Origin of the sequence: Streptomyces sp. NPDC020845 (assembly GCF_044334165.1) — a bacterium.
Classification (GTDB): domain Bacteria; phylum Actinomycetota; class Actinomycetes; order Streptomycetales; family Streptomycetaceae; genus Streptomyces.
Genome location: NZ_JBIRSJ010000008.1, coordinates 459,073 through 484,226 on the forward strand (window position 1 = coordinate 459,073; position 25,154 = coordinate 484,226).

At 69.8% G+C, this 25,154-nt stretch carries 21 protein-coding genes and 3 pseudogenes; 12 read left to right on the forward strand and 12 right to left on the reverse strand.

The window, feature by feature from the left end; genetic code table 11:
- Nucleotides 1-19 precede the first annotated feature (19 nt).
- The 6 genes from ACH4U7_RS23130 to ACH4U7_RS23155 all read left to right on the forward strand — a co-directional run bounded on the left by ACH4U7_RS23130 (nt 20) and on the right by ACH4U7_RS23155 (nt 5,991).
- Nucleotides 20-895, forward strand: coding sequence for an ABC transporter substrate-binding protein (locus ACH4U7_RS23130; protein WP_398529736.1), 876 nt, complete (start codon nt 20-22; stop codon nt 893-895).
- 83 nt (nt 896-978) lie between these two features.
- Nucleotides 979-1,866 (forward strand): polysaccharide deacetylase, encoded by an 888-nt coding sequence (locus ACH4U7_RS23135; protein WP_398529737.1) that lies wholly within the window; start codon nt 979-981, stop codon nt 1,864-1,866.
- Nucleotides 1,859-2,767, forward strand: a complete 909-nt coding sequence (locus tag ACH4U7_RS23140; protein WP_398529738.1) for a polysaccharide deacetylase — start codon at nt 1,859-1,861, stop codon at nt 2,765-2,767. Before ACH4U7_RS23135 ends, ACH4U7_RS23140 begins: the two co-directional genes overlap by 8 nt.
- A complete protein-coding gene (locus tag ACH4U7_RS23145) occupies nt 2,764-4,182 on the forward strand; it encodes an MmgE/PrpD family protein (RefSeq protein ID WP_398529739.1) in 1,419 nt (472 codons plus the stop codon). Before ACH4U7_RS23140 ends, ACH4U7_RS23145 begins: the two co-directional genes overlap by 4 nt.
- Nucleotides 4,179-5,216, forward strand: a complete 1,038-nt coding sequence (locus tag ACH4U7_RS23150) for a C-terminal binding protein (RefSeq protein WP_398529740.1) — start codon at nt 4,179-4,181, stop codon at nt 5,214-5,216. Before ACH4U7_RS23145 ends, ACH4U7_RS23150 begins: the two co-directional genes overlap by 4 nt.
- 13 nt (nt 5,217-5,229) lie before the next feature.
- Nucleotides 5,230-5,991 carry a class II aldolase/adducin family protein gene (locus ACH4U7_RS23155; protein WP_398529741.1) on the forward strand — a complete coding sequence of 254 codons (762 nt, stop codon included), beginning with the start codon at nt 5,230-5,232 and terminating at the stop codon, nt 5,989-5,991.
- Between the two features lie 170 nt (nt 5,992-6,161).
- Here the strand turns inward: ACH4U7_RS23155 and ACH4U7_RS23160 are convergent.
- The 5 genes and pseudogenes from ACH4U7_RS23160 to ACH4U7_RS23180 all read right to left on the reverse strand — a co-directional run.
- Nucleotides 6,162-6,305 (reverse strand): annotated as a pseudogene (locus tag ACH4U7_RS23160) (SDR family oxidoreductase); the annotation flags it as partial.
- Between the two features lie 428 nt (nt 6,306-6,733).
- Nucleotides 6,734-7,468, reverse strand: coding sequence for a respiratory nitrate reductase subunit gamma (gene narI, locus ACH4U7_RS23165; RefSeq protein WP_398529742.1), 735 nt, complete (start codon nt 7,466-7,468; stop codon nt 6,734-6,736).
- A complete protein-coding gene (narJ, locus tag ACH4U7_RS23170) occupies nt 7,465-8,094 on the reverse strand; it encodes a nitrate reductase molybdenum cofactor assembly chaperone (RefSeq protein ID WP_398529743.1) in 630 nt (209 codons plus the stop codon). The genes narI and narJ overlap by 4 nt, the downstream gene beginning before the upstream one ends.
- Nucleotides 8,091-9,797: a nitrate reductase subunit beta gene (gene narH / locus ACH4U7_RS23175; RefSeq protein WP_398529744.1), complete on the reverse strand. Its 1,707-nt coding sequence runs from the start codon at nt 9,795-9,797 to the stop codon at nt 8,091-8,093. The genes narJ and narH overlap by 4 nt, the downstream gene beginning before the upstream one ends.
- A complete protein-coding gene (locus tag ACH4U7_RS23180) occupies nt 9,797-13,486 on the reverse strand; it encodes a nitrate reductase subunit alpha (RefSeq protein ID WP_398529822.1) in 3,690 nt (1,229 codons plus the stop codon). Before ACH4U7_RS23180 ends, narH begins: the two co-directional genes overlap by 1 nt.
- A gap of 316 nt (nt 13,487-13,802) precedes the next feature.
- On the opposite strand from ACH4U7_RS23180, the gene ACH4U7_RS23185 reads away from it, so the two are divergent.
- From ACH4U7_RS23185 to ACH4U7_RS23195, 3 genes are all read left to right on the forward strand, one after another.
- Entirely contained in the window at nt 13,803-14,948 is a 1,146-nt protein-coding gene (locus tag ACH4U7_RS23185; protein ID WP_398529823.1) for an MFS transporter, read from the forward strand.
- Between the two features lie 500 nt (nt 14,949-15,448).
- Complete coding sequence (locus ACH4U7_RS23190) at nt 15,449-16,120, forward strand: CBS domain-containing protein (RefSeq protein WP_398529745.1); 672 nt, start codon at nt 15,449-15,451, stop codon at nt 16,118-16,120.
- Complete coding sequence (locus ACH4U7_RS23195) at nt 16,117-16,998, forward strand: arylsulfotransferase family protein (protein ID WP_398529746.1); 882 nt, start codon at nt 16,117-16,119, stop codon at nt 16,996-16,998. The genes ACH4U7_RS23190 and ACH4U7_RS23195 overlap by 4 nt, the downstream gene beginning before the upstream one ends.
- A 538-nt stretch (nt 16,999-17,536) precedes the next feature.
- Here the strand turns inward: ACH4U7_RS23195 and ACH4U7_RS23200 are convergent.
- The 3 genes and pseudogenes from ACH4U7_RS23200 to ACH4U7_RS23210 form a co-directional block, all read right to left on the reverse strand.
- Nucleotides 17,537-18,208, reverse strand: a complete 672-nt coding sequence (locus tag ACH4U7_RS23200) for a CBS domain-containing protein (protein ID WP_398529747.1) — start codon at nt 18,206-18,208, stop codon at nt 17,537-17,539.
- 464 nt (nt 18,209-18,672) lie between these two features.
- Nucleotides 18,673-19,104, reverse strand: a complete 432-nt coding sequence (locus ACH4U7_RS23205) for a DUF2267 domain-containing protein (RefSeq protein ID WP_398529748.1) — start codon at nt 19,102-19,104, stop codon at nt 18,673-18,675.
- A 292-nt stretch (nt 19,105-19,396) separates the two neighbouring features.
- Nucleotides 19,397-19,729 (reverse strand): annotated as a pseudogene (locus tag ACH4U7_RS23210) (ATP-binding cassette domain-containing protein); the annotation flags it as partial.
- A gap of 184 nt (nt 19,730-19,913) precedes the next feature.
- Between ACH4U7_RS23210 and ACH4U7_RS23215 the strand changes: the two are divergent.
- Complete coding sequence (locus tag ACH4U7_RS23215) at nt 19,914-20,714, forward strand: HPF/RaiA family ribosome-associated protein (RefSeq protein WP_398529749.1); 801 nt, start codon at nt 19,914-19,916, stop codon at nt 20,712-20,714.
- A gap of 830 nt (nt 20,715-21,544) precedes the next feature.
- Here the strand turns inward: ACH4U7_RS23215 and ACH4U7_RS23220 are convergent.
- Nucleotides 21,545-22,036, reverse strand: a complete 492-nt coding sequence (locus ACH4U7_RS23220; protein ID WP_398529750.1) for a hypothetical protein — start codon at nt 22,034-22,036, stop codon at nt 21,545-21,547.
- 64 nt (nt 22,037-22,100) lie between these two features.
- The gene (locus ACH4U7_RS23225) at nt 22,101-22,508 is read right to left on the reverse strand and encodes a hypothetical protein (protein ID WP_398529751.1); all 408 of its coding nucleotides are present in this window, start codon (nt 22,506-22,508) and stop codon (nt 22,101-22,103) included.
- A gap of 226 nt (nt 22,509-22,734) precedes the next feature.
- Here ACH4U7_RS23225 and ACH4U7_RS23230 point away from each other — a divergent pair, with 226 nt between their 5' ends.
- A complete protein-coding gene (locus ACH4U7_RS23230; RefSeq protein WP_398529824.1) occupies nt 22,735-23,613 on the forward strand; it encodes a universal stress protein in 879 nt (292 codons plus the stop codon).
- A gap of 67 nt (nt 23,614-23,680) precedes the next feature.
- On the opposite strand, the gene ACH4U7_RS23235 is transcribed toward ACH4U7_RS23230, so the two are convergent.
- Entirely contained in the window at nt 23,681-23,842 is a 162-nt protein-coding gene (locus ACH4U7_RS23235) for a CBS domain-containing protein (protein WP_398529752.1), read from the reverse strand.
- 247 nt (nt 23,843-24,089) lie between these two features.
- On the opposite strand from ACH4U7_RS23235, the gene ACH4U7_RS23240 reads away from it, so the two are divergent.
- The gene (locus ACH4U7_RS23240; protein ID WP_398529753.1) at nt 24,090-24,608 is read left to right on the forward strand and encodes a hypothetical protein; all 519 of its coding nucleotides are present in this window, start codon (nt 24,090-24,092) and stop codon (nt 24,606-24,608) included.
- Nucleotides 24,609-24,810: 202 nt separating this feature from the next.
- Here ACH4U7_RS23240 and ACH4U7_RS23245 read toward each other — a convergent pair.
- Nucleotides 24,811-24,915, reverse strand: a pseudogene (locus ACH4U7_RS23245) (universal stress protein); the annotation flags it as partial.
- Nucleotides 24,916-25,154: the final 239 nt, after the last annotated feature.

Consider the following 25,154-nt stretch of genomic DNA (forward strand, 5'->3'; position numbering starts at 1 on the left):
CCCCCTTAGGAGTGCCGCCATGTCCCGATTCGCCCGCGCCCTCAAGCCCCTGCCCCTGCTCGCGGTGGGCACCGTCCTGCTCGCCTCCGCCTGCGGCACCGGCGATGCCGCCAGTGACAAGGCCTCGAAGAACGGACTGCCCGCCGCCGTGGCCCAGTCCGGCACACTGCGGGTGGGCATGTCCCCGGACTTCCCGCCGATGGAGTACATCGACGAGAAGACCAAGAACGTCGTCGGCGTCGACGTGGAGCTCGTGAACGCACTTGCCAAGCAGCTCGGCGTGAAGGTTCAGATCGTCCAGCAGTCCTTCGACCAGCTGCTCAACTCCGTGCAGACCGGCCGGGTCGACCTTGTCATGTCGGGGCTGTCCGACACCGTCGAACGTCAGAAGACCGTCGACTTCATCGACTACTTCGGCTCCCAGGGCCGCTTCTACACCCTCCAGAGCAACACGGCCAAGTACACCCAGCCCTCCGACGCCTGCGGCAAGACACTGGCGGTCAGCAAGAAGACGGACTACTACCAGCAGGCACAGGACTTCGACAAGAAGAACTGTTCCGGCGCGGGCAAGGCCGCGATCGAGCTGCTGCCGACCGACTCGGGCTCCGCGGCCCGTCTCCAGCTGGAACAGGGACGAGCCGACCTCGCGATCCAGGGCGCCGAGAACCTGGCGTACTTCGAGAAGCAGGACCCCAGCAAGTACGAGCCGGTCCTGTCACCCCTGAAGTCGACGCCTTTCGGAATCGTCATGAAGAAGGGCGACTCCAACATGTCCGGCGCCGTCCTCAAGGCCATGAACGCCCTGGTGAAGAACGGCACTTACAAGCGGATCCTCACCACGAACGGCATGAAGTACGCCATCATCACCCCGGCCCTGAACGGGAGCAAGGGCTGACCGGACGACGCGGGGTTCCGTCACACGGGACCCCGCCGCGCCGCAGCCTCCCCGACCGTTCCCTCTTCCCCCCAGGACCACGTGTGACCACAACCGGCCCCGACGCCGCGGAGGGCTTCTGGCCCGCCAGCCACCAGAGCGCGGTCGCGCTCGCCTTCGACCTCGACGGGCCCACGGGCGACGCGATGCTCAACGGCTCCCTCTGGCGCAAGCCCAGCTACTTCGCACTGGGCGCCTACGGGCCGTACCGGGCGCTGCCCCGGATTCTGGACCTGCTCGACGAGGCCGGCGTCCCGGCGACGTTCTTCACCCCGGCATGGGTCGTCGAGACCTGGCCCGAGGCATGCCGCGCGGTGGTGGAACGCGGCCACGAGATGGCCCACCACGGCTATCAGCACGAGCGCTACTGGGACCTGGAGCCCGACCAGCAGGCCGAGGTGATCTCCCGCAGCCAGCAGATCTTCCGCGAGGTGCTCGGCGCCCCCGCGGTCGGCTTCCGTACGCCCTCCGGCGACTGGCATCCCGAAACGCCCCGGCTGCTGGTGGAGGCGGGGTTCGCCTACTCCAGCTCCATGCGCGGCGACGACCGCCCCTACCTGCACGAGATCGACGGTAGGGCCACTTCGCTGGTGGAGATCCCGGCCCGCTGGGACCTGGACGACTACGCCTCCCTCGCCTACACCCGCAACCCGGACTATCCGGCCGGTCAGGATCGCATCGCCAGCTACGAGTTGACGCTCGACAACTGGATGCGCGAGTTCGACGGCCACCACGCCGAGGGGCTGTGCATGACCACCCTGTTCCATCCGAAGGTCTCCGGGAAGCCCGGCCGTCTGCTGCTGCTCGAACGTCTCCTCGGGCACATGCGCTCCAGCGGCGACGTCTGGTTCGCCACCTGTGGCGAGGTGGCCGAGTGGTGGTCGCGCCCGGCCGTGTCCACCGCTCTGCAGGGGGCCGGTCGCGATGTCTGAACCGATGTCCCCGGCAGTCCGCTGGCCCGGCGGCGCCCGCTGCGCGGTCGTGGTCAGCGTCGACTTCGACGCCGAACTGCCCCTGCTCGCCTCGTCCCCGGACATCGCCCGGCGGGCCAAGACGCTCTCGGTGGGGCGTTACGGCGCCACGCGCGGCGTCGACCGGCTGCTGCGGACCTTCGGCGACCTGGGCGTACGCACCACCTGGTTCGTGCCCGGCCGCCAGGCCGAGAACCGGCCCGGCCTGGTCCGGCAGATCGCGCGAGCCGGTCATGAGATCGCCAACCACGGCCACGCTCACGAGAACTTCGACCTGCTCGACCTGGCGGGCCAGCGCGCGGTCATCGAGCGCGGCAGCGACGCCCTCGCCGAGGTTGTCGGGCACCGCCCCAGAGGATTCCGCATCCCCGAAGGCGAATGGGCCCCCGGGCTGCCCGACGCGCTCGTACAGATGGGCTTCACCTGGTCCTCCTCCCTGCGAGGGGACGACCTTCCCCATCTCCACCCGGCCGGAGCCGGAGCCTCGCGGCGGCTGGTCGAGATCCCGGTCCACCACGAGCTGGAGGACCACCCCTACTTCTTCTTCAACCTGGACCCGGCCTTCCCCGCCGGACAGTCGCGGATCGCCTCCTACCGCGAGGTACTGGGCAACTGGACCACCGAGTTCGCCGCCTACCGCCGCTTCGGCCTCTGCTACGTCCTGCGGCTGCAACCCGAAGTCACCGGCACCCCCGGACGGATCGCCCTGGTCCGCGAGCTGCTCACGCACATCCGCGGCCATGACGACGTATGGATCGCCACGGCGGGCGAGGTCGCCGACTGGTGGTCGGCCACCCACAAGGGCAACGAACCCGACCACCCCGCCGACGTGTTCGCACGCCTCACGCAAGGAACTTCATGACGGTCACGGCAGAAGCCAAGGACCCGCTCCGCGCGAGCGACGCTCTCGCCGCGCTGGCGCGCTTCACCACCACCACCCGGTTCGACGACCTGCCCGCAGCCGTCGTCGACAAGGCCAGGCATCACCTCCTGGACACGCTCGGGGCCGCCCTGGCCGGTGCGGACAGCACCGAGACCACTGCTCTGCTGCGCATGCTCACCGCCACCGAGTCCGGCGCCGACGCCTGCGTGTGGGGCACCGGGATCACGCTGTCCCCGCGTGGCGCGGCCCTGGTCAACGGTGTGTCCGCGCACGCCCTCGAACTGGACGACGCGGGCGGCTGCGACCACTCGGGCGCCGTCGTCGTGCCCGCCGCACTCGCGGCCCTCGCCGCCACACCCGCTCCGGTGTCCGGAGCGGACCTTCTCACCGCGGTCGTCGTCGGCTACGACGTGGCCCGCAGAGTGCTGGAAGCGTGCGGCGGCTACTGGCCGCACAACGAGGCGGGCTGGCACTCCACCGGGACCTGCGGACCGTTCGGCGCCGCCGCTGCCGCTTCCGCCGCCCTCGGTCTCGGGGTGGAGCAGACGGCGCACGCGCTCGCCCTGGCCGGCAGCTTCAGCGGCGGCATCTGGGCGTTCGTGCACGACGGCGCCATGAGCAAACGGCTGCACGCGGGACGGGCGGCCGAGGCCGGGGTCACCGCAGCCCTGCTCGCGGCGCACGGCGTCACCGGGCCCGCTCAGGTGTTCGGCGACGTCTGGGGCGGCTTCCTGCACACGCTTGCGCCCACCAGCGCCGACCCCGCCGCGCTCACTGCCGGCCTGGGCCGGGAATGGCGGATCTCCCGCTGCTCGCTGAAGCCTTACGCCTCCTGCCGCTCCACCCACTCCTCGATCGACGCCGTGGGCGAGATCCTCGACACCCACCGCCTCAGCGCCGACGACGTGGCCGGTATCCACGTGCGGCTCGATCCCGCCATCAACGGGATGTGCGGCGGCACCGACGTCGCGACGTTGCCCGCGGCGCAACTGAGCCTGCCGTACGCGATCGCGGCACGCATCGCACTCGGAGGCGCGGGCCTCGACGCCTACGACGCGGAGAACCGGCGCTCCCCACGCGTGAGTTCCGTTCTGGAACGGATCGTGCTGGAGGTCGATCCGTCGATGGGCCGCGACACGGAGCCCGTCGTCACCCTCACCACCCGGGCCGGGACGGTGCACCAGAAGCAGGTGACCGACCCCCGCGGCTCCGCGACCAATCCCCTCGACGGCCACGCCGTCACCGCCAAGTTCCACGAGCTCGCCTCCCGCACCCTGCCCTCGGCACGGACCGAGGCGGTGGCCGACGCCGTCGGCCGCCTCGAAAGGCTCGACGACACCCGCACACTGGTGGCCCTCCTCAGTCACCCGCGACCTCGAGAAGACCGGATATGACCTCGCACAGCCCCGACCGGACGCCCGCGGGCGCGCTGCCGCGCGTCGTACTTCTCGACTCGTTCGGCGATCTCAAGGACGTGGCCGAGGAACTGCACGGCCTGCCGGTGGAAGTGAGCCGGGCCGAGCGTGTGCCCAGCGGCCCCGGCATCGTCGCCCTGCTGCCGGGCCCGAAGACCGCTCTGACCGCACAGCAGGTGGCAGCCCTGCCCGACCTGCGGATCGTCGCGGTCACCGCGACCGGCTACGACCACATTCCCCTCGATGCGGTCACGGCCGCCGGAGCCTGGGTGACCACCAGCGCGGGCTACTGCACGGACGAGGTCGCCGAGCACACCGTGGCCTTCGTCCTCGGTCAACTGCGCCAGGTGACCGCGCTGGACCGCTCAGTACGGCGGGGGCACTGGGACGTGCTGAGGGCCCGGCCGCGCACCGCCGCCGGAAGCGTGCTCGGGCTCGTCGGGTTCGGGAGGATCGGACAGGCGGTGGCGGAACGTGCCGCGGCCTTGGGGATGCGGGTCGCGGCATACGATCCGACGGCATCCCCCGCCGCATTCGACAGGCAGGCCGTGACGCGCCACAACGATCTCGCGGAAGTGCTCGCCACCGCGGACGTGGTCAGCCTGCACCTGCCGCTGACGCCCGCCACCGAAGGGATCATCGATGCTCAGTCGTTGGCCGCGATGAAGCCCGGTGCGTACCTGGTCAACGTCTCACGCGGCGGTCTCGTCGACCACAAGGCCCTCGCCGCCGCGCTCGCGAGCGGGCGACTGGCGGGTGCGGCACTCGACGTACTCCCGACGGAGCCGCCGCCCGCCGACGACCCTCTGCTGGCTCACAACAACGTGATCATCAACCCCCACGCCGCGTGGTACTCGCCCCAGGCACGCACCCGCCCCTTTCGCATGGCCGCAGCCTACGTGGCCGACGTACTCGAAGGCCGCGAGCCGACGGGCGCCGTTGCCCGGCCACTCACGAACACGGCCTCCCCTCCCACCGCGAAGCTCACTCCTTCGGCGTCTCTCCCCACGTAGTCAAGGATTCCCAGTGACCGACACCATCACCGAAGAGGAACTGCTCCTCCGCCGCGAACTCGCCGCGGTCTACCGGCTCGTCGCGCACTTCCGAATGACCGACCTCATCTTCACGCACATCTCGCTGCGCCTGCCCGGGCCCGACCACCACTTCCTGATCAACCCCTACGGCCTGCTCTTCGAGGAGATCACCGCCTCGAACCTGGTCAAGATCGACCTCGACGGCAACGCCGTGGACCCGACGCCTCATCGCGTCAACCCCGCGGGGTTCGTCATCCACAGTGCCGTCCACAAAGCCCGGCCCGACGCCCAGTGCGTGCTGCACACCCACACCCGCTCAGGCTGCGCCGTCGCCGCACAGTCCGAGGGCCTGCTGCCGCTCAACCAGATCTCCATGGAGTTCTACAACCGCGTCGCGTACCACGACTACGAGGGGGTGGCGCTCAATCTCGACGAGCAGAAACGCCTCGTCGACGACCTCGGCACCCACCCCGTGATGATCCTGCGCAACCACGGCCTGCTCACCGTCGGCAGCAGCGCGGCGCAGGCGTTCCTGCGAATGTACTACCTCGACAAGGCCTGCCAGATCCAGGTCGAGGCCCAGGCGGGCGGCAGCGCCGTCGTCCTGCCCGATCCGGCGGTGTGCGACTACACGGCACGCCAGCTCAACGGAGAGACAGGAGGGTCGGACTACCAGGACGACGATGCCTACGATCTGGCCTGGGCCGCCCTTCTTCGCCTTTTGGAGCGCATGGCTCCCGACTACCGGGACTGAAGAACGGGCGGCGGCGCTGTCCCGCAGTGCCTTCGCTGAGCGGTTCCGGGCGGCGGCAGGTATGTCGCCGTTGAACCGGGAAGCGGCCCGTGCGGCGGACACGGCACGGCGGGCCGGTTGAGCACCGCACGTCACCCAGACAGGTGACCAACGGACCGATGCTCTCCTGATCAGATGGCACCGCCGTTGAGATAGATCACCTGACCGTTGGCCCAACGGCCGCTACCGGTGAGGAAGAGCACCGCTTCGGCGATGTCGTCCGGTGTGCCCAGGCGTTGGAGCGGTGACGCGGCCGCGATGGACTTCCGCAGTTCTCCGTCTGCGGGTGCCGATAAATCATCCGCGCAGGTGGGAGCCTGTTCACGGATCTTCGCCCTCCTTGAGATTCGCCTCAAGTGCCTTCACCCGCAAAGGGCCGGGGCGTGTGGCTGCCGGGAATTATGTCACCCGGGCTGACCTGCTGGTTCGGATCTGCCAGAGCTCAGCAGGCCGCGAGCCGTTCTGAAGCAGCATGCCGATCGTGGTGATACGGCTGATCTACCTGCTCGCCTGCCAGACCCTCCGATGGCTTGCCCTGCTCGCCCGCTCGGAGTCGTGTGGGGCTCGGTTGTTCATCGCTGCTGGTCAAACACGGCCCTGTGGGTGCGAAAGTCGTCGCCCAGGGCCCCACGAAACCGCATTTCGGGATGTATCGCCCGATTACGTCCGCGGCAATCCATCCGGCTTGGTCTGCCGCGTCGCGCTACGAGCCGGGACCTTCCCAGCCGCGCCGCGGTACCCGTGACCGGGCGCCGGCCGAGCGGGACCGGTAGACGATGTACGGCCGGAACAGATAGCCGACGGGCGCGGTGAAGGCGTGCACGAGGCGGGTGAACGGCCAGATGGCGAAGAGCGACATGCCCAGGAGCGTGTGCAGCCGGTAGGACGGCGGAGCGGCGGCCATGGCGCCGATGTCCGGCCGCAGCGTGAAGACGGAACGGAACCAGGGCGAGACGGTCTCCCGGTAGTTGTGCTCCTCGCCGACCACACCCGCGCCCAGCAGGGTGGTGGCGAGTCCTGCGACGATGGCCGCGACAAGGACGATGTACATCGCCTTGTCGTTCCGCGTCGTCGCCATGAACACCGGACCGCTCGTGCGTCGACGGTGGACCAGGATCGCCACGCCGACGAGCGTGGCGAAGCCGGCGACACCGCCGAGCACGAGCGCCTGCACGTGGTACATCCTCTCGGACAGGCCCGCCGCCGAGGTCCAGCTCTGCGGAATGACCAGCCCGATCACATGGCCGATGACCACCACGAGGATGCCGAAGTGGAAGAGCGGACTGCCGATGCGCAGCAGCCGCGACTCGTACAGCTCGGAGGAGCGCGTGGTCCAGCCGAACTGGTCGTACCGATACCGCCACACGGTGCCGCCGACGAGGACCACGAGGGAGACGTACGGCAGGACGCCCCACAGGAGGACGTCGAGACCCCTCATCGGCGTGCACCTCCCGACGGCGCCGGATCGTACGGTTCCAGGCCGACGCTCTCCTGAGGTGGTCCGGTCCGGGCCAGGCGCTGAGCGGCGGCCCGCTCCTGCGGGGAGGGTCCGGGCAGAGTTGCGCACACGGCCTCGATCACGGCGGCGTAGGGCGAGCGCACGTCCTGCAGCGCCAGCCGGAGGAGCTCGATCCCGGCCCGGTGCTCCTGCAGGAGCGCGAGCCCGTCCGACAGGTCGCCGGTCGCCGCGTACTCAAGAACGACCGGCAGGTAGTCGGGCAGCTCTTCGCTGCCGAGTTCGAGGCCGCCCTCCCGGTAGCGGTCCTTGAGCATGGCCAGGGCGTGGCCGCGGCGGCGGGTCTCGCCGTCGGTCCACCAGGTCAGGTAGAGGCAGCACCGGCGGCGCCGGTCGAAGGTGGCCACGTAGGTCTCGGCGAGGTCGCGCGGCGGTGTGGCTGCGAGGTGGTCGAGGAAGCGGGCGAGCGCCGTGTGTGCCGCGCCGGGAGGCAGGGCGGCCACGGCCTCGGTGACCAGCGGGATCCGGCCCAGCGTGGTTTTGTCGGGATACTGCAGCAGGATTGACGCTGCCTGGCAGATCACTGCGGAGTGGCGCTCGGCGATCATGGCTCCCCACCTTCGTTGCCGGGCTGCTGGCGCCCCGGCGGAAACAGGCCCTCTGGGCGGCCCTTGCCGTCCCAGTTGAGCAGGTTGATCCGCGCGCCTGGTCGCTGTGGGTCGGCGATGCCGCCGGTGGTCTGCCGTTCCTTGAGTGCGTGGAAGGTTTCGATGGACACGGGTACCGGTCGGCCCGACGCTTCGCCGAATGGCCCGCTGTCGTACATCCCGGGGCCGCCTTCGTAGTCGAGGCTGCAGCCGGGTTCTTCGAGCTGCCGGCCTTCTGCCTCGTAGGCGGTGGGGATGACGTAGCGGTCGTGATACTTGGCGATGGCGAGCAGCCGGTACAGCGCGGTGACCTGCTGTCCGGTCATCCCGGCTGCCGCGGCGATCCGTTCGTCGGGCGGGTCACCGAGGTTGATGGCCCGCATGTAGGACCGCATGGCCGACAGGCGCTGCAGTACCCGGCGCACGGGTGCGGTGTCGCCGGCGGTGAACAGTTCGGCGAGGTACTCGATCGGAATCCGCAGGGTATCGATGGCGCCGAAGAGGTTGTCGACGTCCTCGCCGTCGTGGCCCGTGGTAGTCAGTGCGTCAACGACCGGGGACAGCGGCGGGATGTACCAGACCATGGGCATCGTGCGGAATTCCGGGTGAAGAGGGAGCGCCACCCGGTAGTTCTTGGCCAGGGCGTAGACTGGAGAGCGCCGGGCCGCCTCCAGCCAGTCGTCGGGGATGCCGTCCCGGTGCGCTGCCGCGATCACCTGCGGGTCGGAGGGGTCGAGCATGAGACCCAGTTGGGCCTCGTACAGGTCCTTCTCCTCGGCGACCGCTGCGGCCGCCCCGACACGGTCGGCATCGTAGAGAAGCAGGCCGATGTAGCGCAGCCGTCCCACGCAGGTCTCGGAGCACACGGTGGGCAGCCCCACTTCGACGCGTGGGTAGCAGAAGGTGCATTTCTCGGCTTTGCCGGTGCGGTGGTTGAAGTAGACCTTCTTGTAAGGGCAGCCGGTCACGCACATCCGCCAGCCTCGGCAGCGGTCCTGGTCGACGAGCACGATGCCGTCCTCGGACCGCTTGTACAGCGCGCCCGAGGGGCAGGATGCGACGCACGAGGGGTTCAGGCAGTGCTCGCAGATGCGCGGCAGGTAGAACATGTACGCCTGCTCGTAGGCGAAGCGCACCTTTTCCTCCGCCTCGTGGCGGATGCGCTCGACGACGGGGTCGTGGTCCGCGGTCTCGGCCCCTCCGCCGAGGCTGTCGTCCCAGTTCGCGCTCCACTCGATGCGCATCGGCTCGCCGGAGATCAGCGACTTCGGCCGCGCCACGGGGAAGTCGGCCCCCAGGGGCGCGGTGGTGAGGTTCTCGTAGTCGTAGGTCCAGGGCTCGTAGTAGTCACGGATGTTGGGGAGCAGGGGGTTGGCGAAGATGGTGAGCAGCTTGCGCAACCGCCCGCCCGCCTTGAGCCGCAGGCGGCCGCCGCGGGTGCGGACCCAGCCGCCCCGCCACCTTTCCTGGTCCTCATAGCGTCGCGGGTAGCCCTGGCCGGGCCGGGTCTCGACGTTGTTGAACCAGACATACTCGACGCCGCTGCGATTGGTCCACGCCTGTTTGCAGGTGACCGAACAGGTATGGCAGCCGATGCACTTGTCCAGGTTCATCACCATGGCCAGCTGGGCCATGCAGCGCCCGATCGGCTCACGCGCGGGCATCAGTACGTCACCTCCTGGGAGCGGCGGCGGATCACCGTGACCTCATCGCGCTGGTTGCCAGTCGGGCCGAGATAGTTGAAGGCAAACGACAACTGCGCGTAGCCGCCGATGAGGTGGGTGGGCTTGATGAGGACGCGGGTCAGAGAGTTGTGGATCCCGCCGCGCCGTCCACTGGTCTCGGCGACGGGGACGTTGACGACCCTTTCCTGGGCGTGGTGGACGTACACGGTGCCGGTGGGCATGCGGTGCGAGACGATCGCGCGCAGCACCATCACGCCGTTGCGGTTGACTGCCTCGACCCAGTCGTTGTCGCGCACGCCGATCGCCGCGGCGTCGGCCGGGCTCATCCACACCGTCGGGCCGCCGCGGGAGAGCGAGAGCATGAAGAGGTTGTCCTGGTACTCCGAATGGATCGACCACTTCGAGTGCGGTGTCACGTAGCGGACCGTGACCTGCCGTGCGCCGTCCGGGCCGATCTCGGGCTCTCCGAAGAGCCGGTGCATATCCAGCGGCGGGCGGTAGATCGGCAACGTCTCGCCGAATTCGTGCATCCAGTCGTGATCGAGGAGGAAATGCATCCGGCCGGTGAGGGTGTGCCAGGGCTTGAGTTCCTCGACATTGGTGGTGAAGGCGGCATAGCGCCGCCCGCCGGTCTCGCTGCCCGACCACTCCGGGCTGGTCATGACCGGGACGGGCCGGGCCTGGGTGTCGGCGAAGGTGATCCGCCGCTCCTCGCTGCCCGCGGCGAGGTGGGCGAGCGGTCGCCCGGTGCGCTGTTCGATGGTGCTGAACCCCTGGACCGCGAGTCGTCCGTTGGTGGTGGCGGAAAGGGCGAGGATGGCGTCGGCCATCTTGGTGTCGGTGTCCAGGGCGGGCCGGCCGTCGCCCGCTCCGCCGAGCATCACCCCGTTGACCCGGGCAAGGTGCTCCACCTCCTCGTCGGTACGGAACGTCAGCCCTTTGGCTGTCAGCCCCAGTTGTTCCGCAAGCGGACCCAACGTGGCGAGTTTGTCGGCGACCGCTCCGTAGTCCCGCGTCACCTCGGTGAGCACCGGCATCGTCCGGCCGGGGGCAGGGGCGACGTCGCCGCCTCGCCAGTCGCGGACGGTGCCCATGGCCCCAGCGGTCTCGCCCGGGGTGTCGTGTTGCAGTGCGCCGGCCACGACGTCGCGCCGCACCCCGAGGTGTTCCCCTGCGAGCTCGCTGAACCGGCGCGCGATGGCGGTGAACGCGGCGAAGTCGGAGCGCGTCTCCCAGGGCGGGTCGATCGCGGGGTTGAACGCGTGGACGAAGGGGTGCATGTCCGTCGAGGAGAGGTCGTGTTTTTCGTACCACGTCGCGGCAGGCAGCACGACATCGGCGAGCAGCGTGGAGCTGGTCATCCGGAAGTCCATCGCCAGCAGCAGGTCGAGCTTTCCTTCCGGCGCTTCGTTGCGCCACGTCACATCCCGGGGACGACGGCCTGGCGGTGTCTCCTCCGCGCGCAGGCTGGAGTGCGTCCCGAGCAGGTGCTTGAGAAAGTACTCGTTGCCCTTGCCGGACGAGCCGAGCAGGTTGGTCCGCCACAGGGTCAGGCACCGGGGCCAGTTCTCCTTGGCGTCCGGGTCCTCGCAGGCCCAGCCCAGTTCGCCCGCCGCCAGTTTGCGGGCGACGTACTCCGTGGGAACCTCCCCCGCCGCGGCGGCCTCGTCCGCCACGTCGAGAGGGTTGCGGTCGAACTGCGGGTAGGAAGGCATCCAGCCCAGCCGCGCGGACAGCACAAGGGCATCGGCGGTGTGCATGCCCGCGAGGTCGCCGCGGGCCAGCGGTGAGGTGAGCGCGTCGGCGCGGTATCCGTCGTAGCGCCACTGGTCGGTGTGGGTGTACCAGTACGCCGTGCCGATCATCTGCCGGGGCGGACGCTGCCAGTCGGTGGCCATCGCCAGCGTGGACCAGCCGGTGAAGGGCCGGCACTTTTCCTGGCCGACGTAGTGGGCCCAGCCACCGCCGTTGCGGCCCATGGCTCCGGTGAGCATGAGCAGCGCGAGGATCGCCCGGTAGGTCGCGTCCCCGTGGAACCACTGACAGATCCCGGCCCCCATGATGATCATCGTGCGGCCTCCGGACCGCTCGGAGCTGCGCGCCATCTCCCGGGCCACCCGGATCACCGTCGCGGCCGGGACGGAGGTGTGCTCCTCCTGCCATGCGGGCGTATAGGGCTGCTCGGCGTCGTCGTAGCCGACGGGCCACTGGCCGGGCAAACCGTCACGCGGGACGCCGTACTGCGCGAGCATCAGATCGAAGACCGTCGTCACCAGCCGACCGCCGATGCGACGCGCCGGGACGCCGCGGCTCAGTACGGAACCGGTCTCCTCCGTCGTATCGAAACGTGGCAGCAGAACCTCGACGGACTGCGAAGCCTCCCCGAACAGCGTCAGCTGCGGACTGATGTCACCGAGGTCGAGATTCCAGCGGCCGACACCGGAGTCGGTCCACCGCTCGCCCAATGTCCCCATCGGGACGACCGGCTCACCGGTGCGGCCGTCGACAAGCACCGTCTTCCACTCCGCTCCCTCGGACACCTCGCCAAGGTCGGACGCGCGCAGGAACTTCCCCGGTACCAAGCTCCCCGCCCGTTCCTCCAGCGTCACCAGGAACGGCAGATCGGTGTAGCGCCGCACATAGTCCACGAAGAACGGCACCCGGCGCCCGACGAAGCACTCGGTGAGGATCACATGCCCCATCGCCATCGCCAGAGCGCCGTCCGTCCCCGGCTGGGCGTGCAGCCACTGATCGGCGAACTTGGTGTTGTCGGCGTAGTCCGGCGACACCACGACCACCTTCTGGCCGCGGTAGCGGGCCTCGGCCATCCAGTGCGCATCAGGCGTACGGGTGACCGGGACATTCGAGCCCCACATGATCAGGTACGCGGCGTTCCACCAGTCGCCGGACTCCGGCACGTCGGTCTGGTCCCCGAACACCTGCGGGGAGGCGACCGGCAGATCGGCGTACCAGTCGTAGAACGACGTCATGCACCCGCCGATCAGCTCGATGAACCTCGACCCGATCGCATGCGAGACCATCGACATCGCCGGGATCGGCGAGAAGCCCGCGATCCGGTCCGGGCCCCACCGTTTGATCGTGTGCACATGCGCGGCGGCCACCATCTCGACCGCCTCGCCCCACGACACCCGAACATGGCCGCCCTTGCCGCGAGCCCGCTGATACCGACGGCGCCGCTCCGGGTCACCCACCACATCGGCCCACGCCAGCACCGGGTCGCCCAGCCGTGCCTTGGCCTCCCGGTACATCTCGGCCAGCACCCCGCGCGCATACGGGAAACGCACCCGCGTCGGCGAGTAGGTGTACCAGGAGAACGCCGCCCCTCGCGGGCAGCCACGCGGTTCGTACTCCGGTGAATCCGGGCCGACCGACGGATAGTCCGTCTGCTGACTCTCCCACGTGATGATCCCGTCCTTGACGTAGACCTTCCACGAGCACGATCCAGTGCAGTTCACACCGTGCGTCGACCGTACGACCTTGTCGTGGCTCCACCGGTCCCGGTAGAAGACGTCGCCCTCCCGTCCGCCCTTCAGAAAAACCGCCCGTCGGTCGGGTGAGACCTCGCGCCGTGTGAAGAAGCGGCCGGCACGCAGCAGGGCGTCTGAAGCCGTGCCGTCGTACGAGTGCCCGCTACCACCGACGGACATTCGAGGGGTATTGCTGTCTGCCACGATCGTCACCTCGCCTGGGTGCGTGCCATGGGACACCTGGCCGTCCAAGTTACCCATTCATTCCGTTTTCGTACGATTCCGGCTCGACAGCGACTTCACGGGCCGCCTCAATGTGCTGGACAGCTTCACCCTCAGCTGCGGGCGCGTCGCACGGATGGTCGGGTGGTCACGCACCAGCATCGGGAGCGATGCCTAAGCACGGGGCAATCCGTTGCGGGAAGGAGAAGTTCCCTTGAGCCGCGCGTCAGCACCACAGCCAGGTGAGAAGGCGGCATCCTCGGGGTCCACGCGGATGCTCGCCCTGGCCACGGTGGGGTTCATGCTGTGCTTCTGGGCGTGGGCGCTGCTGGCGCCACTCGGCCCGACTCTCCGGGACGACCTGGACCTGACCTCTTTTCAGCAGTCCCTCGTCGTCGCGGTACCCGTGATCGTCGGGTCGCTCGGCCGGATCCCCGTGGGCGCTCTTACCGACCGGGTCGGCGCCCGTCGGATGTTCCCGCTCGTCGCGGGCCTCACCGTGCTGCCTGTTCTCTACCTCGGCCATCTGGCCGGCTCGCTGGCCGAAGTGCTCATCGGCGGGTTCTTTCTCGGTCTGGGCGGCACGGCGTTCGCGGTCGGGGTGCCCTTCGTCAATGCCTGGTACCCGCCGGAGCGGCGCGGACTGGCGCTGGGGATCTTCGGCGTCGGCACCGGCGGCACCGCCCTGTCCTCCTTCACCACCGTGCAGCTGGCCGACGCCGTCGGGCGCGCCTTCCCCTTCGACCTGGTCGCCGGCCTCCTGGCTGTATACGCCCTCGCGGCCCGCCTTCTCCTTCGTGACAAGCCCCACCGTGCCGTGGCGGCCGGCTCAATGCTCACGCGCACCACAGCGACCCTGCGGATGGCCGCTACCAGGCAGCTGGCTTTCCTCTACGCCGTAGCCTTTGGCGGGTTCGTCGCCTTCAGCGTCTATCTGCCCACGTACCTCACCACCGCATACGGCCTCGGCCGGTCCGACGCGGCCCTGCGCACCGCGGGATTCGTCGTCCTCGCGGTCGCCATGCGCCCGGTCGGCGGATGGCTCTCCGACCGGCTGCACCCCGTTCCCGTACTCATCGCCGCGTACGCGGCCGTGGGCGCACTCGCCCTCCTGGCTTCCTTCGAGCTGCCGCTGATCCCGGTCGGAACGCTCGCCTTCCTCGGTATGGCGGCCGCTCTTGGCGCGGGGTCGGGAGCCGTGTTCGCGCTCATCGCCCGCCTCGTGCCTCCGGAGAGCGTCGGCTCGGTCACCGGTGTCGTCGGGGCAGCCGGGGGGCTGGGCGGCTTCTTCCCTCCCCTGGTCATGGGCGCCATCTATGGAGCCACGGACGACTACACATGGGGATACGTGCTGCTGGCGGCCACAGCCGGGGGCACTGCGGCGTTCACCACCACTGCCGTGCGCCGCCAAGCCCGGTGAAGCACGGCGATTGGCGTATTCAGGCGTGGTGTCGGCAAGCCGTTCGACATGGCCGTCCCGAGCCGGAGCGGTTCATGATCGGGCCCCGACCGGGGCCTTGGCCCCGCTGGTGTGTGCTGCCGAGGAGGCCAGCGGTGGGGTAGGCATGCCCGCGTCTGCACGCAGGCCGGCCAGCCAGCCACTCCCGCATCGCCTCCCGGACTGTGTACGGGGGCGTCCAGCGGGGGCCGATGACTCCGGCGCCCGCTGGCCGACATCGCTCGCCCCACCGCTGCGCCGGTGCCGCGGCTCAGACTGGGGCGACCTGGATGTGCCGCGGTTCGGCCGCGTGGGCCTTGGAGAGGGTAACGGTCAGCACCCCGTCGGCCAGCGTCGCGCCCCCGTCCCCACTCCGACACGCCTCTCCCCGTCGCCGCCCGAAACGCGTAGACAGTGCGGGGGCTCCCCAAGGGGCGGACAGTGGAGAAGGGACCTGTGCCGCGAGCCCCGCGGAGGGAGACATGCTGCATCAAATGGTCGGAGACCTCATGACCACGGCCGTTGTGAGTGTGCGGCGGAACACAGGCTTCAAGGACATCGTCCAGCACCTCGCGGAACACAGCATCACCGCGGTACCGGTCGTCGATGACCAATGCCGACCGATCGGCGTAGTGTCCGAGGCGGACCTGCTGCGCAAACAGGAAAGCCAGGCGGATCCAGGCGGACATCTGCCCACCGCGCAGCTGCTGCCCGTGGAACGCGCCAAGGCCCACGCGCTGACCGCCGAGGGGCTGATGACCAGCCCGGCCGTCACGGCGCGCCCGCAGTGGTCGGTCGTGGAGGCAGCCCGCGCCATGGCCCTCCACCACGTCAAACGGCTGCCCGTCGTAGACGACGTCGGTCGGCTGGTGGGCATCGTCAGCCGTGGTGACTTGCTCCACGTCTTCCTGCGGCGGGACCCGGCGATCCGCGAGGAGATCACGACAGATGTCCTGACCCGTACCCTCGGCCTGGCCCCGGGCGCGGTCACCGTCCAGGTCACCGACGGACGGGTGACGCTCAGCGGCACCGTGCCGCAGGACAGCCTCATCCCCATCGCGCTGCGCCTGTCCGAGAGCGTCGACGGCGTCGTCGATGTCACGAGCCACCTCCGCACCGAGCCCGACGACCCAGCCGGTACACCACGGCAGTGACAGGCATCCATGCCGCGGACACTGACGCGATCACTGTCGGCGCTCGGCCTGGGCACCCTGTTGGTGGCCGGGATGGTCACCGTCAGCGCGCGGGCGTCTGGGACGCATACCACCTGAACTCGATCGACGAGGGGCCCGACGGCCAGGTGCTGATCTCGTCCCGCAACATGTGGGCGATCTATGACGTCTCCAGGAGCAACGGGAAGATCCGCTGGGGAACGAATTACCATGAGCCGCCGCTGTATTCGGCGTCCCAGGGGAACACCCAGGCGCTCCCCAACGGGAACGAATTCATCGGCTGGGGCCAGAATTCGTACTACTCGGAATACGCGGACGCCGGGAACTCCGAGAACCACGGCTCGAAGAACCTCCTCTACGACGCGAAGATGCCCGGCTCCGACATCTCCTACCGCGCGTACCGGAACACCTGGACCGGGACGCCGTGCTATCCGCCGAGCGCGGCGGCACGGACCGAGGGCGGGCATACCGTCGTCTACGCGTCCTGGAACGGCTCAACGCCGACGAGGGCATGGCAGGTGCTCGCCGGACCGGACGCCGATTCGCTGTCGGTGGTCGTCGAGCACGCCATGCGGTCCGGGTTCGAGACGACAACCCCGACCACAAACCGAGGGCCCTACTTCCAGGTGCGGGCGCTGGACGCGGCCGGGAAGGTCCTGCGCGTCTCCAAGGTCGTGAAGCTCGGCAGCGTCGATACCGGTGTCGCCCGTCGAGACCACTCGTGCTGCCGGGGGACTGCCTCGGGTCCCCGAACGAAGGAATCAGCCACGCGTCGAAGAGACCTCGCAGGCAGCTCGATACAGCCCGGCAGCCTCTGCGCTGGTCACGCCGCAAGGCGGACAATTCAGCGTTCCCGGTAACCGGAGATAACGCGGCTCCGGTGGGTTCTGGTGACCTTGGACCGGCTGGGCGAGTGCCTGTGGAGCGGAGGGCAGCCGTCATGGCGAAGGAAGCCATGGCGACATGGCCACCGCGATGGAGCGGCTGCCTCTCGCAGAACCCAGAGCAGCAGTGAACAGGACTGATGCACCGCATGTAGTCAAGGAGTCGATCGTTTACGTCATTGCCGACGCCGGCTTGCCCACGCTGGAGGCCGACGACGACACCTTCCGTGACGCTCTTGAGATGGACTCGCTGGACTTCCTCAGCTTCATCGAGCCCCTTGGCGAACGCACGGTATCCGCAGCGACGACGAGGACGCGCCGCAGCTCACCACGCTGTCCGGCTGTGCCGACCTGTTACTGCGCACCTGACATGGGATCCCCGGCCCGGCCGCCCGCGTACGGAAGAGCACTCCGGGCTGCGGACACGCCACCGGGCGCGGAGCCGCCACACGCCCGCGCCCAGCCCCCACGTATCGCCGCGGCGGGGGTCGATGGGCTCGATGCGTGGCGGTGGTCAGTCCTTGGCGGCCGTGTCGTCGATGGTGTAGTCGATCAGCGGCCTGACGGTGACCACCCCGTCCACGCCCTTTGACAACCGTTCGGCGATTTGGGCGGTGCTGCGGTTCTCGACCTCACCACGGAGGGTGACGACGCCATCGTGAACCTGGACCTGCACCTCCTCTCCGCTCAGCCGCAGTATCGCTGTGAGTACTTCGTTGCGTATCTCCTCGCGTATCTCCTCGTCGGGGCGCAGGAAAACGCGCAGCAGGTCCGGGCGGCTGACGATGCCGATGATGTGGTCCGTCTCGTCCACGACCACCAGTCGCTTGACGTGGTGGCGGTCCATCTCACGGGCCGCCCGGGCGACCGGCCAGTCGGCGTGAGCTGTGGCCACCGGGGTGGTCATCAGCCCGGCGGCGTTCTCCGCGCGCGCCTTGGCCTTCTCGTGCGGCCACCCGGGGGGTGCTGCCCGCTCCCCGTACTTTTCGGGCTGTTCGGCTTGCTTGCGGAGCAGATCGGCTTCGGACACCAGCCCCATCGGCCCACCATGCTCGTCGGCCACGGGCACGGCACTGATGCCGTGGCTGGACAGGACGGATGTGATCTCCTTGAACGGGGTGTCCGGTCGGACGGTAACGACATCTCGTGTCATCACCTCACTGACGGTGCTGTGCTGGGCGGTCATCGTCGCGCCTCCTTCCTGCCTACGCGTCTCGCGGTGGACGCCGGCTCACCTCCGCCTCCCCGCTGCTTCTTTACTTGTGCGGTCGCGCCGGGGCCGATGGCGCGAGGGAAGCGGAGAGAAACCGTGCATCGCCTGATTCGGGCCCGCAGAATCGGGTGGTCCTCCTCTCTCGTATGCGCCTTTGTATGCGCCGATGCGTTTGCGCGCGGGCCGCCAGGTCCGCCAGTTCCTGCGTCAGCTGCCAAAACAGGTCGTCGAAGGAGATCATGCCGATAAGGCGCCCTTCGGCCACCACGGGAAGGTGACGCGCGCACCAACGCTGGCATCGGCCATGTGCCGCGCCGCATCCTCGACAGACTCCGTCGCAAGTACGCCGACCCGCGGCGTGTTCATTACATGCTGGATCTGCAACCTTGATCCCTGCTCTCGGCAGCATCTGCCTCCGCGCCCGGGCAGCGGCCCGGTCAGGCGGTCGGCTGGACGAGCAAAGCGAGGATGTCGTGCGGGAGTTGTTCCAGTGCCGCCTCCAGGTGCCCGGGCGAGCCGTGCTCGTGTGCGACGGTGGTGACCGCGGCGACCATCCGAGGGACGTCCTCGGCGGTGACCTTGCCTTCCTGGACGAAGGGGTTCACATAGCCTTCGCGGTCGTACTTGACCGGTACCACGCTGGGGTCCCAGCCGTCGTAGCAGGCGCCTCGCAGCAGCTCGGGGAGCTGCGCGGCGAGGTGGGCGGCCACGTCGACGGTGAGCCTGTCGCGCAACGTGTGCGGCCAGGTGCGCAGGATCCGGTGGGCGACGTGGCGGTCCTCGGTTTCCAGAGCTTCCGACACCGCCTTGAGCCAGATGTTGGCACTGTCGATGGCGTGCTCGAAGTCCGGTGGGTGTGTGGTGGGCATGGATTTTCCCTTCCAGTCTGTCCTGGCGTTCCTGCGCTTCGCCGGATGCGGCGCCTCCGCGCGGGCGGTACGCGCCCACTGAGAAGGTCGCCTTGTTCAGAGGCGGCGGCTGGCGGCACCGGCCCGGCGGCGTCTCACATGCACACCAAAGGATGGACGCGATGGCCTCTTGCCCAGGTTCCATGCTAGAGCGGGCGGAACCGGTTGGCAGCCGCACCACCCGCAACATCACGGGCGCCATGCACTGAGGACCACGGGGCTGGTCGGGGAGGTGCGCCGCTGGGGGAACGACCAGTTCCTCGGTCAGGCGCTGGTGAAGTTTGGCGTCCCGGCGTCCCTCGATCCTCAGGCGGGCCGCTTTGGTATGAAGGTAGGTGGAGTAGTTGCCGTCGTACGCGTGGACGTGCCCTCGGCCGACCTCCACGATCCTCTGCGCGAAATGGTCGAGGAAGTACCGGCCGTGGGTGACCACCGCGACCGCGCCGCGGAAGGCGATGAGGTGCTGCTCCAGCCACGCCACCGACTCGGCGTCGAGGTGATTGGTGGGCTCGTCCAGCAACAGCAGATCGGGCTGGGAGAACAGCAGCCTGCACAGCGCCACCCTGCGGCGCTCGCCGCCCGACAGGGCTCACCGGGTCGACGAAGTCGCCACGGCTGTACAGACGAGCCGACCGCGGCGGCGTCGAGTATCCGAGGTCGTCGCCGCGTGCTACGCGGGGCGTCCCACCGTGCCCGGTGCTGCCCGTGCACATGGAGGCTATGCGCGATAAGTGTGGAAAGTGACATTCCCTGGCGTGAGGAGGGTTGCCATGAAGCGATCGGCACGACAGCAGGCTCCTGAGATCCAGGTGGAGACCCAGGGGCAGATGCCGCCCGGCGTCATCGCATACGCGCAGGAGAAGGTACGGGCGCTCACCGGCCGGACACGGGAACCGGTCCTCTTCGCCCGTGTCAAGTTGACCCACATGGCGAACCCCGCCATGGAACGACCGGCGCTCGCCCAGGCCAACCTGGACGTCAACGGGCGCCCTGCACGGGCACACGTCGCCGCCACAACCGTCCTCGAGGCCGTCGACCTGCTGCAGGACCGGCTCGCTGCACGGCTGGAGCGGCTGGAGGATCACTGGGAGGCCCGTCGAGGCCGCAGACCAGCGCCGGGCCCGCACGAGTGGCGGCACGGCAGCGAGCCCGCCCACCGCCCCGACTACTTCCCCCGCCCGGCTGAGGAACGCCAGGTCGTACGGCACAAGTCCTTCTCCCTGGCCCGCGAGTCACCCGACGAGGCGGCCTTCGAAATGGAGATGATGGACTACGGCTTCCACCTGTTCACCGACATCGGCACCGGCGAGGACAGCGTGCTGTACCGGTCCGGCCCGACCGGCTACCGCCTCGCCCAGGTGCACCCCCACCCCCACCTCGTCGGCCCTGTGGCTGTGCCGCTCACCGTCAGCGACCTCCCCGCGCCCCGGATGAACCTGGCCGAGGCGGAGCAGCGGCTGGCCATCACCGGATTGGCGTTCGTGTTCTTCGCCGACGACACCACCGGGCGGGGAAACGTCCTGTACCACCGCTACGACGGCCACTACGGCCTGATCTCCCCCTCCGAGTAACGGCCCGTCTCGCCACCTCGCACCATCGCGCCGGAAGAGAGGAAGTCGGCCGCCATGGCCGACGCTACTGATCAGCGCAGGGCCGACGGGTCGGTCGTAGAACAACTTGGGAGTCGGCGATGACGCATACAGAAGGACCTACCCCGATCGTGGTCGGCCTCGACCCCGATCCTGGCAAACGCATGGCGCTCGCCTGGTGAAGGATGCGGTGGCCTTCATCGAGTCGCGGCACCCCCGGGTGCAGATGTCCGGGCTGCTGGCGGAGGGGCATCCACCTTGGCGTGCTGCGCCTGCCCAAGACCCAATGCCGTGACTCTGTTGGTGATGGGTGGGAGTGGTGTCGTTGCGGCCGAGGAGTTACCAGCGGATTCCGCGAGGACCGTGCGCACGGCGTGGGCGGCGTGCCATGCCCGAGGGGACACCGGCGATGCTGCTGTGCGACCGCCTCGATGTGCTGCTGTTCGAGGATGAGGAGTTCGCGGACCTGCTTCCGTCCGATGGCCGTCCGGGGTTCTCGCCGGGGCAGCTGGCGCTGGTACCATCCTCACCTGCGGAAACGCAGCCCCGTCCGGGTTACGGGCACTGCCCGGACGGCCGAACTCCTGTCCGTTCGCCCGGCTGTCGGCTACATCCCGGCATGTGCCGTCCACCGCCGCAAGCGCAGGCCCCGGCAGAACGCACCCGACGTCAACCCATGGGACGGCGGCCGGCGTCTCGACGTTGTTCACCACGGTCGGGGCGTCCCACAGCCCCCGCGCTGGGTCGGATGCGGCCGACGTGGCCGGGCACAACCTCGGCCGCCCTCCAGACCGGCGATCAGGGCGGTCTCCTCACCGGCGACATACGATCCGGCGCCCCAAACCACCTGGACGCCCAAGGTGGTGTCGGTGCCGTGCACCCGAGAGCCGAGGTGTCCAGCGGCATAAGCGCTCGAGACCGCTTCCCTCATCCGCATCAGCGCGCGGATATTCCGAGCACACCAACACCACCCCCCTGGCGGCTCCGCTCGCGAAGCAGGCCAGCGCCAGCCCTTCCACCACCCGGTCCGGGTCGGCTTCCATCAGCAGCCGGTCGGCGAAGGAGCCGGGGTCACCCTCGTCCCCGTTGGCCACGACCACGGTGTCCGGACCGCGTCCTGCCGCGGCCCATTTGGCGGCCACGTGGAACCCCGCGCCGCCACGTCCGCGCAGCCCGGAGGCGGCCACCTCCCGATGGACGTCGTCGGGCCGACGCGTGGCGACCACGCGCGGCCACACCTGCCACGGGTTCTCGCCCGACACCACACCGCCCAGCAGCACCGGATCACAGGTGTCGTCCGCCACGGGGATCTCCGGCGCCGCTCGTGCTGGCACCCGGCCGGTCAGGTCCGGACCCGTGCGGGGCGTGTCACCATCCAGGGCGGCGGGCCTCGCGTAGCAGTACCCGAGGCAGTGAACGGCCTGCAGCGAGATCTCCCGTCCGGCGCGGGGCTCCCCGCAGTGACACCAAGACCAGCTTCCACCTCGGCGACGTGGTGCCCGGCGCCGGCCGCGAAGCAGGCGCCGCCGCGCATACCCGGACATGGCGGCGGCCGTGCGGCACGACGAAGTCCGTGGAGTACGAGGCCGGGCCGAGCGCCGCGGCGGACGGCAGCCCCGCCCGGACGCCCTCCTCGGGCGCCCACGCCTCTGGGCGGTCCACCGTCACGGCGCGAGCGCGGGCCAGGGCTTCCAGCAGACAGTTCTCCGGCCGCCCTCGCCGGGCGGCCAAGGCCTGGAAGGCATCGAAGCGGTCGGCGGGGCGAGGGGCCGTCATGCCTTCATCGTGGAGTCGGTCCCGCCCGGCCGCATCCGCTGCTCCGCTCCCCCGGCCCTGGTCGGCCACCCGCACCACCACGTGGCGTGCGGCGCCGGACGCTGTGTCCGAAGGGCCGAGCCGCTCGTCCCGAGTGGGCCGCACGCGGTGTCACGGTGACCATAGAAGTACCTGGACCGGAACGGTCACGGGAAACGAGTCAGTCACAGGAGAGGCGGTGGGAAGGATGTCGCTCTCGCTGGTCGTGGGTGTCGACGGTTCAGAGTCGAGTCTGCAGGCGGTGGACTGGGCCGTGGACGAAGCGGCACGTCATCGTCTGCCCGTGCGTCTCGTCCATGCCTCTCGTTGGGAGCGGTACGAGGGGGGCTTCCCCATCTTCGCCACCGGCCGCACCTCCGGTGAGATCCTGGCCGAACGCATCGTGGCGTCCGCCACGGAACGTGCGACACTGCGCAACCCGGACGTCAAGGCATGTGGTGAAGCACTGGCCGAAGACACCGTGACGGCGCTGCTGGCGGCGGGCCGCGAGGCGTTCGCCGTGGTCACGGGCTCCCGCGGCAGAGGCGAGCTCGCCGGTTCGCTCCTGGGGTCGGTCAGCCTGGCGGTGGCGGCGCGTGCCGTGTGTCCGGTGGTGGTGGTCCGTGGCGGGGAGCGGAACCGCGAGGGTGCCTTCGGGCGCGTCGTCCTCGCGGTCGGCGACCCCGCGGAGGGCTCGGCGGCGGCGCGGTTCGCCTTCCATGAGGCACGGGCGCGGAACGCCGAAGTGCAGGCCGTACGGACCTGGCTGTGCCCGGCGGAGCGGCACGCGGGCCGGACGCTGTGCGCGCATGAGGCCACCACCCTGCTCTACGAGGAGCAGGCGACGCGCATCCTCAACGAGGTGCTGGACCCGATCGAGCGCGAAGACGACGCGATCACATGCCACCGCGCTGTGGTCGAGGGGCGCGCCTACCAGGTTCTGCTGGACATGTCGGAGCGTGCCGATCTGCTGGTGGTCGGAGCCCTCCGCCGCCCTGACCACACCGGTCTGCAGCTCGGCCGGGTCAGCCACGCCGTACTGCACCACTGCGCATGTCCGGTCGCCGTCGTGCCGGAGCGGCTGTGAGACGACGAGTGGCCAAGACCGGCCCGGGCCAGGTCAGGTGGCCCTGAGGTGATCGGCTGCCGTGTCGTCACGGACGAGTGTCCGCAGCCAGGTCCGCGCGCGTCACCACGCCGACGAGCCGACCGCGGTAGTCGGTCACGGGCAGTCGCTTGAGACGGGAACGTGCGGCGGTCCAGGCGGCGTGGGCTATTTGGTCCGCCGGGGGCGACGTCCAGGAACTCCATATCACCGGGGACCGAGGCGGCGGGCGTCTCCATCACGTCGCACACCCGCGGGACAGCGGGGTGGGCGGGAGGCCGGCGACTCATGTCAGGAGGCGAGGCCACGACCGGTCACCCATGTGGCCGGTTCCGCACCGATCGGGCGGCCACGTCGCCGGGTCAGGGGCCCGTGGACGGTCCAGTCCGGCGCGACAGGGACGCTCCGACTGCGGACACTTGGGTCAAGGGGCCGAACCATGACCATGGGGAGAGCTCGTGGCCGGATTCCGGGATTTCCTGCTGCGGTTCCGTCCGGTGGGCTCGCCGGGCCGGGCGGCGCCCGGGGGTGTCCCGGCGGACCGCGCCGCCGAGCTGGCCGCCGAGCTGGCGCCGCCGCTGTCCCTGCTGGAGGAGGTCGAGGCCGAGGCGCGGCGCATCCGTGAAGAGGCCGCCCGCGTGGCGGCGGACAGACGGCGGGAGGCCGAGCGGCAGGCCGACACGATCGTGGGGCGGGCACGGGCGCGCGCCGACGAGGTGCGGGCAAAGTCCGCGGCCCGGGGCCGCCGCGCCGCGGAGGCCGAGGCGGCGGAGTTTCTCGCCACCGCGGAGCGGAACGAGGCCGAGATGCGTTCCCGGGCCCAGGCGCGGATGCCGGGGCTCCTGGACCGGGTGGCGCGGCCGGTGATCGAAGACATCGAAACACCCGCGACGCCCCGGGCGCCCAGCAACCGGAGCGCGAGCAGGAGGACGTCGCCTGACGTGCCGGACTCAGGGCCGCCGGAGCGAGGTCCCTGATGGGCGCCGGATGGGTGGCGGGGGTGACGCGGGCCAAGGCCATGCTCTCCCGCGCTATCGGTGCGGAACGAGCCCACGTTAGCCGCCGCCCTGGGGCACCACATCCCTCATAACCCCGGGTGGCGACGACGCTCTCCCCCGGTAGCAGGGTGTGAGCGACCCTGCCGAGCTGCAGACCGAAGTGGCCGTGCCGCCTCGGAGCGCCGACGACGATCAAGTCGGCACCGGCCGATGTCTCCGCGAGGACCTTGTGGGCGGGGCCTTCGACCAGCCTGCGATGTACATCGACCCGAGGATGCTCCCTCACCGCCTCGCGCAGTGCGTCGGTGAGATCGGCCGCGGCCCGTTCAGTGCGCAGCCGCGGGCCAGGACACCTGCCTTATGGCCCTCGCGCGGCAGCGCGGAAACGGCATCGTCGGGCATGACCTCGCCCGACACCTTCGCCTCTGGATTGCGAAGCGCGGCCCGTTCCGCTGCCCAGTCCACTGCCTCCGGGCTGGAATCCGACCCGTCGACGCCCACGACCATCGAGGTTTCCGTACTCCC

Bases quoted from the DNA above. Each gene is read 5' to 3' on its own strand.
- ACH4U7_RS23130 (WP_398529736.1), top strand. From the start codon at position 20: ATGTCCCGATTCGCCCGCGCCCTCAAGCCCCTGCCCCTGCTCGCGGTG.
- ACH4U7_RS23140 (WP_398529738.1), top strand. From the start codon at position 1,859: ATGTCTGAACCGATGTCCCCGGCAGTCCGCTGGCCCGGCGGCGCCCGC.
- ACH4U7_RS23145 (WP_398529739.1), top strand. From the start codon at position 2,764: ATGACGGTCACGGCAGAAGCCAAGGACCCGCTCCGCGCGAGCGACGCT.
- ACH4U7_RS23150 (WP_398529740.1), top strand. From the start codon at position 4,179: ATGACCTCGCACAGCCCCGACCGGACGCCCGCGGGCGCGCTGCCGCGC.
- narI (WP_398529742.1), bottom strand. From the start codon at position 7,468: ATGAGGGGTCTCGACGTCCTCCTGTGGGGCGTCCTGCCGTACGTCTCC.
- narJ (WP_398529743.1), bottom strand. From the start codon at position 8,094: ATGATCGCCGAGCGCCACTCCGCAGTGATCTGCCAGGCAGCGTCAATC.
- narH (WP_398529744.1), bottom strand. From the start codon at position 9,797: ATGCCCGCGCGTGAGCCGATCGGGCGCTGCATGGCCCAGCTGGCCATG.
- ACH4U7_RS23180 (WP_398529822.1), bottom strand. From the start codon at position 13,486: ATGTCCGTCGGTGGTAGCGGGCACTCGTACGACGGCACGGCTTCAGAC.
- ACH4U7_RS23185 (WP_398529823.1), top strand. From the start codon at position 13,803: ATGCTCGCCCTGGCCACGGTGGGGTTCATGCTGTGCTTCTGGGCGTGG.
- ACH4U7_RS23190 (WP_398529745.1), top strand. From the start codon at position 15,449: ATGCTGCATCAAATGGTCGGAGACCTCATGACCACGGCCGTTGTGAGT.
- ACH4U7_RS23200 (WP_398529747.1), bottom strand. From the start codon at position 18,208: ATGACCGCCCAGCACAGCACCGTCAGTGAGGTGATGACACGAGATGTC.
- ACH4U7_RS23205 (WP_398529748.1), bottom strand. From the start codon at position 19,104: ATGCCCACCACACACCCACCGGACTTCGAGCACGCCATCGACAGTGCC.
- ACH4U7_RS23215 (WP_398529749.1), top strand. From the start codon at position 19,914: ATGAAGCGATCGGCACGACAGCAGGCTCCTGAGATCCAGGTGGAGACC.
- ACH4U7_RS23225 (WP_398529751.1), bottom strand. From the start codon at position 22,508: ATGACGGCCCCTCGCCCCGCCGACCGCTTCGATGCCTTCCAGGCCTTG.
- ACH4U7_RS23230 (WP_398529824.1), top strand. From the start codon at position 22,735: ATGTCGCTCTCGCTGGTCGTGGGTGTCGACGGTTCAGAGTCGAGTCTG.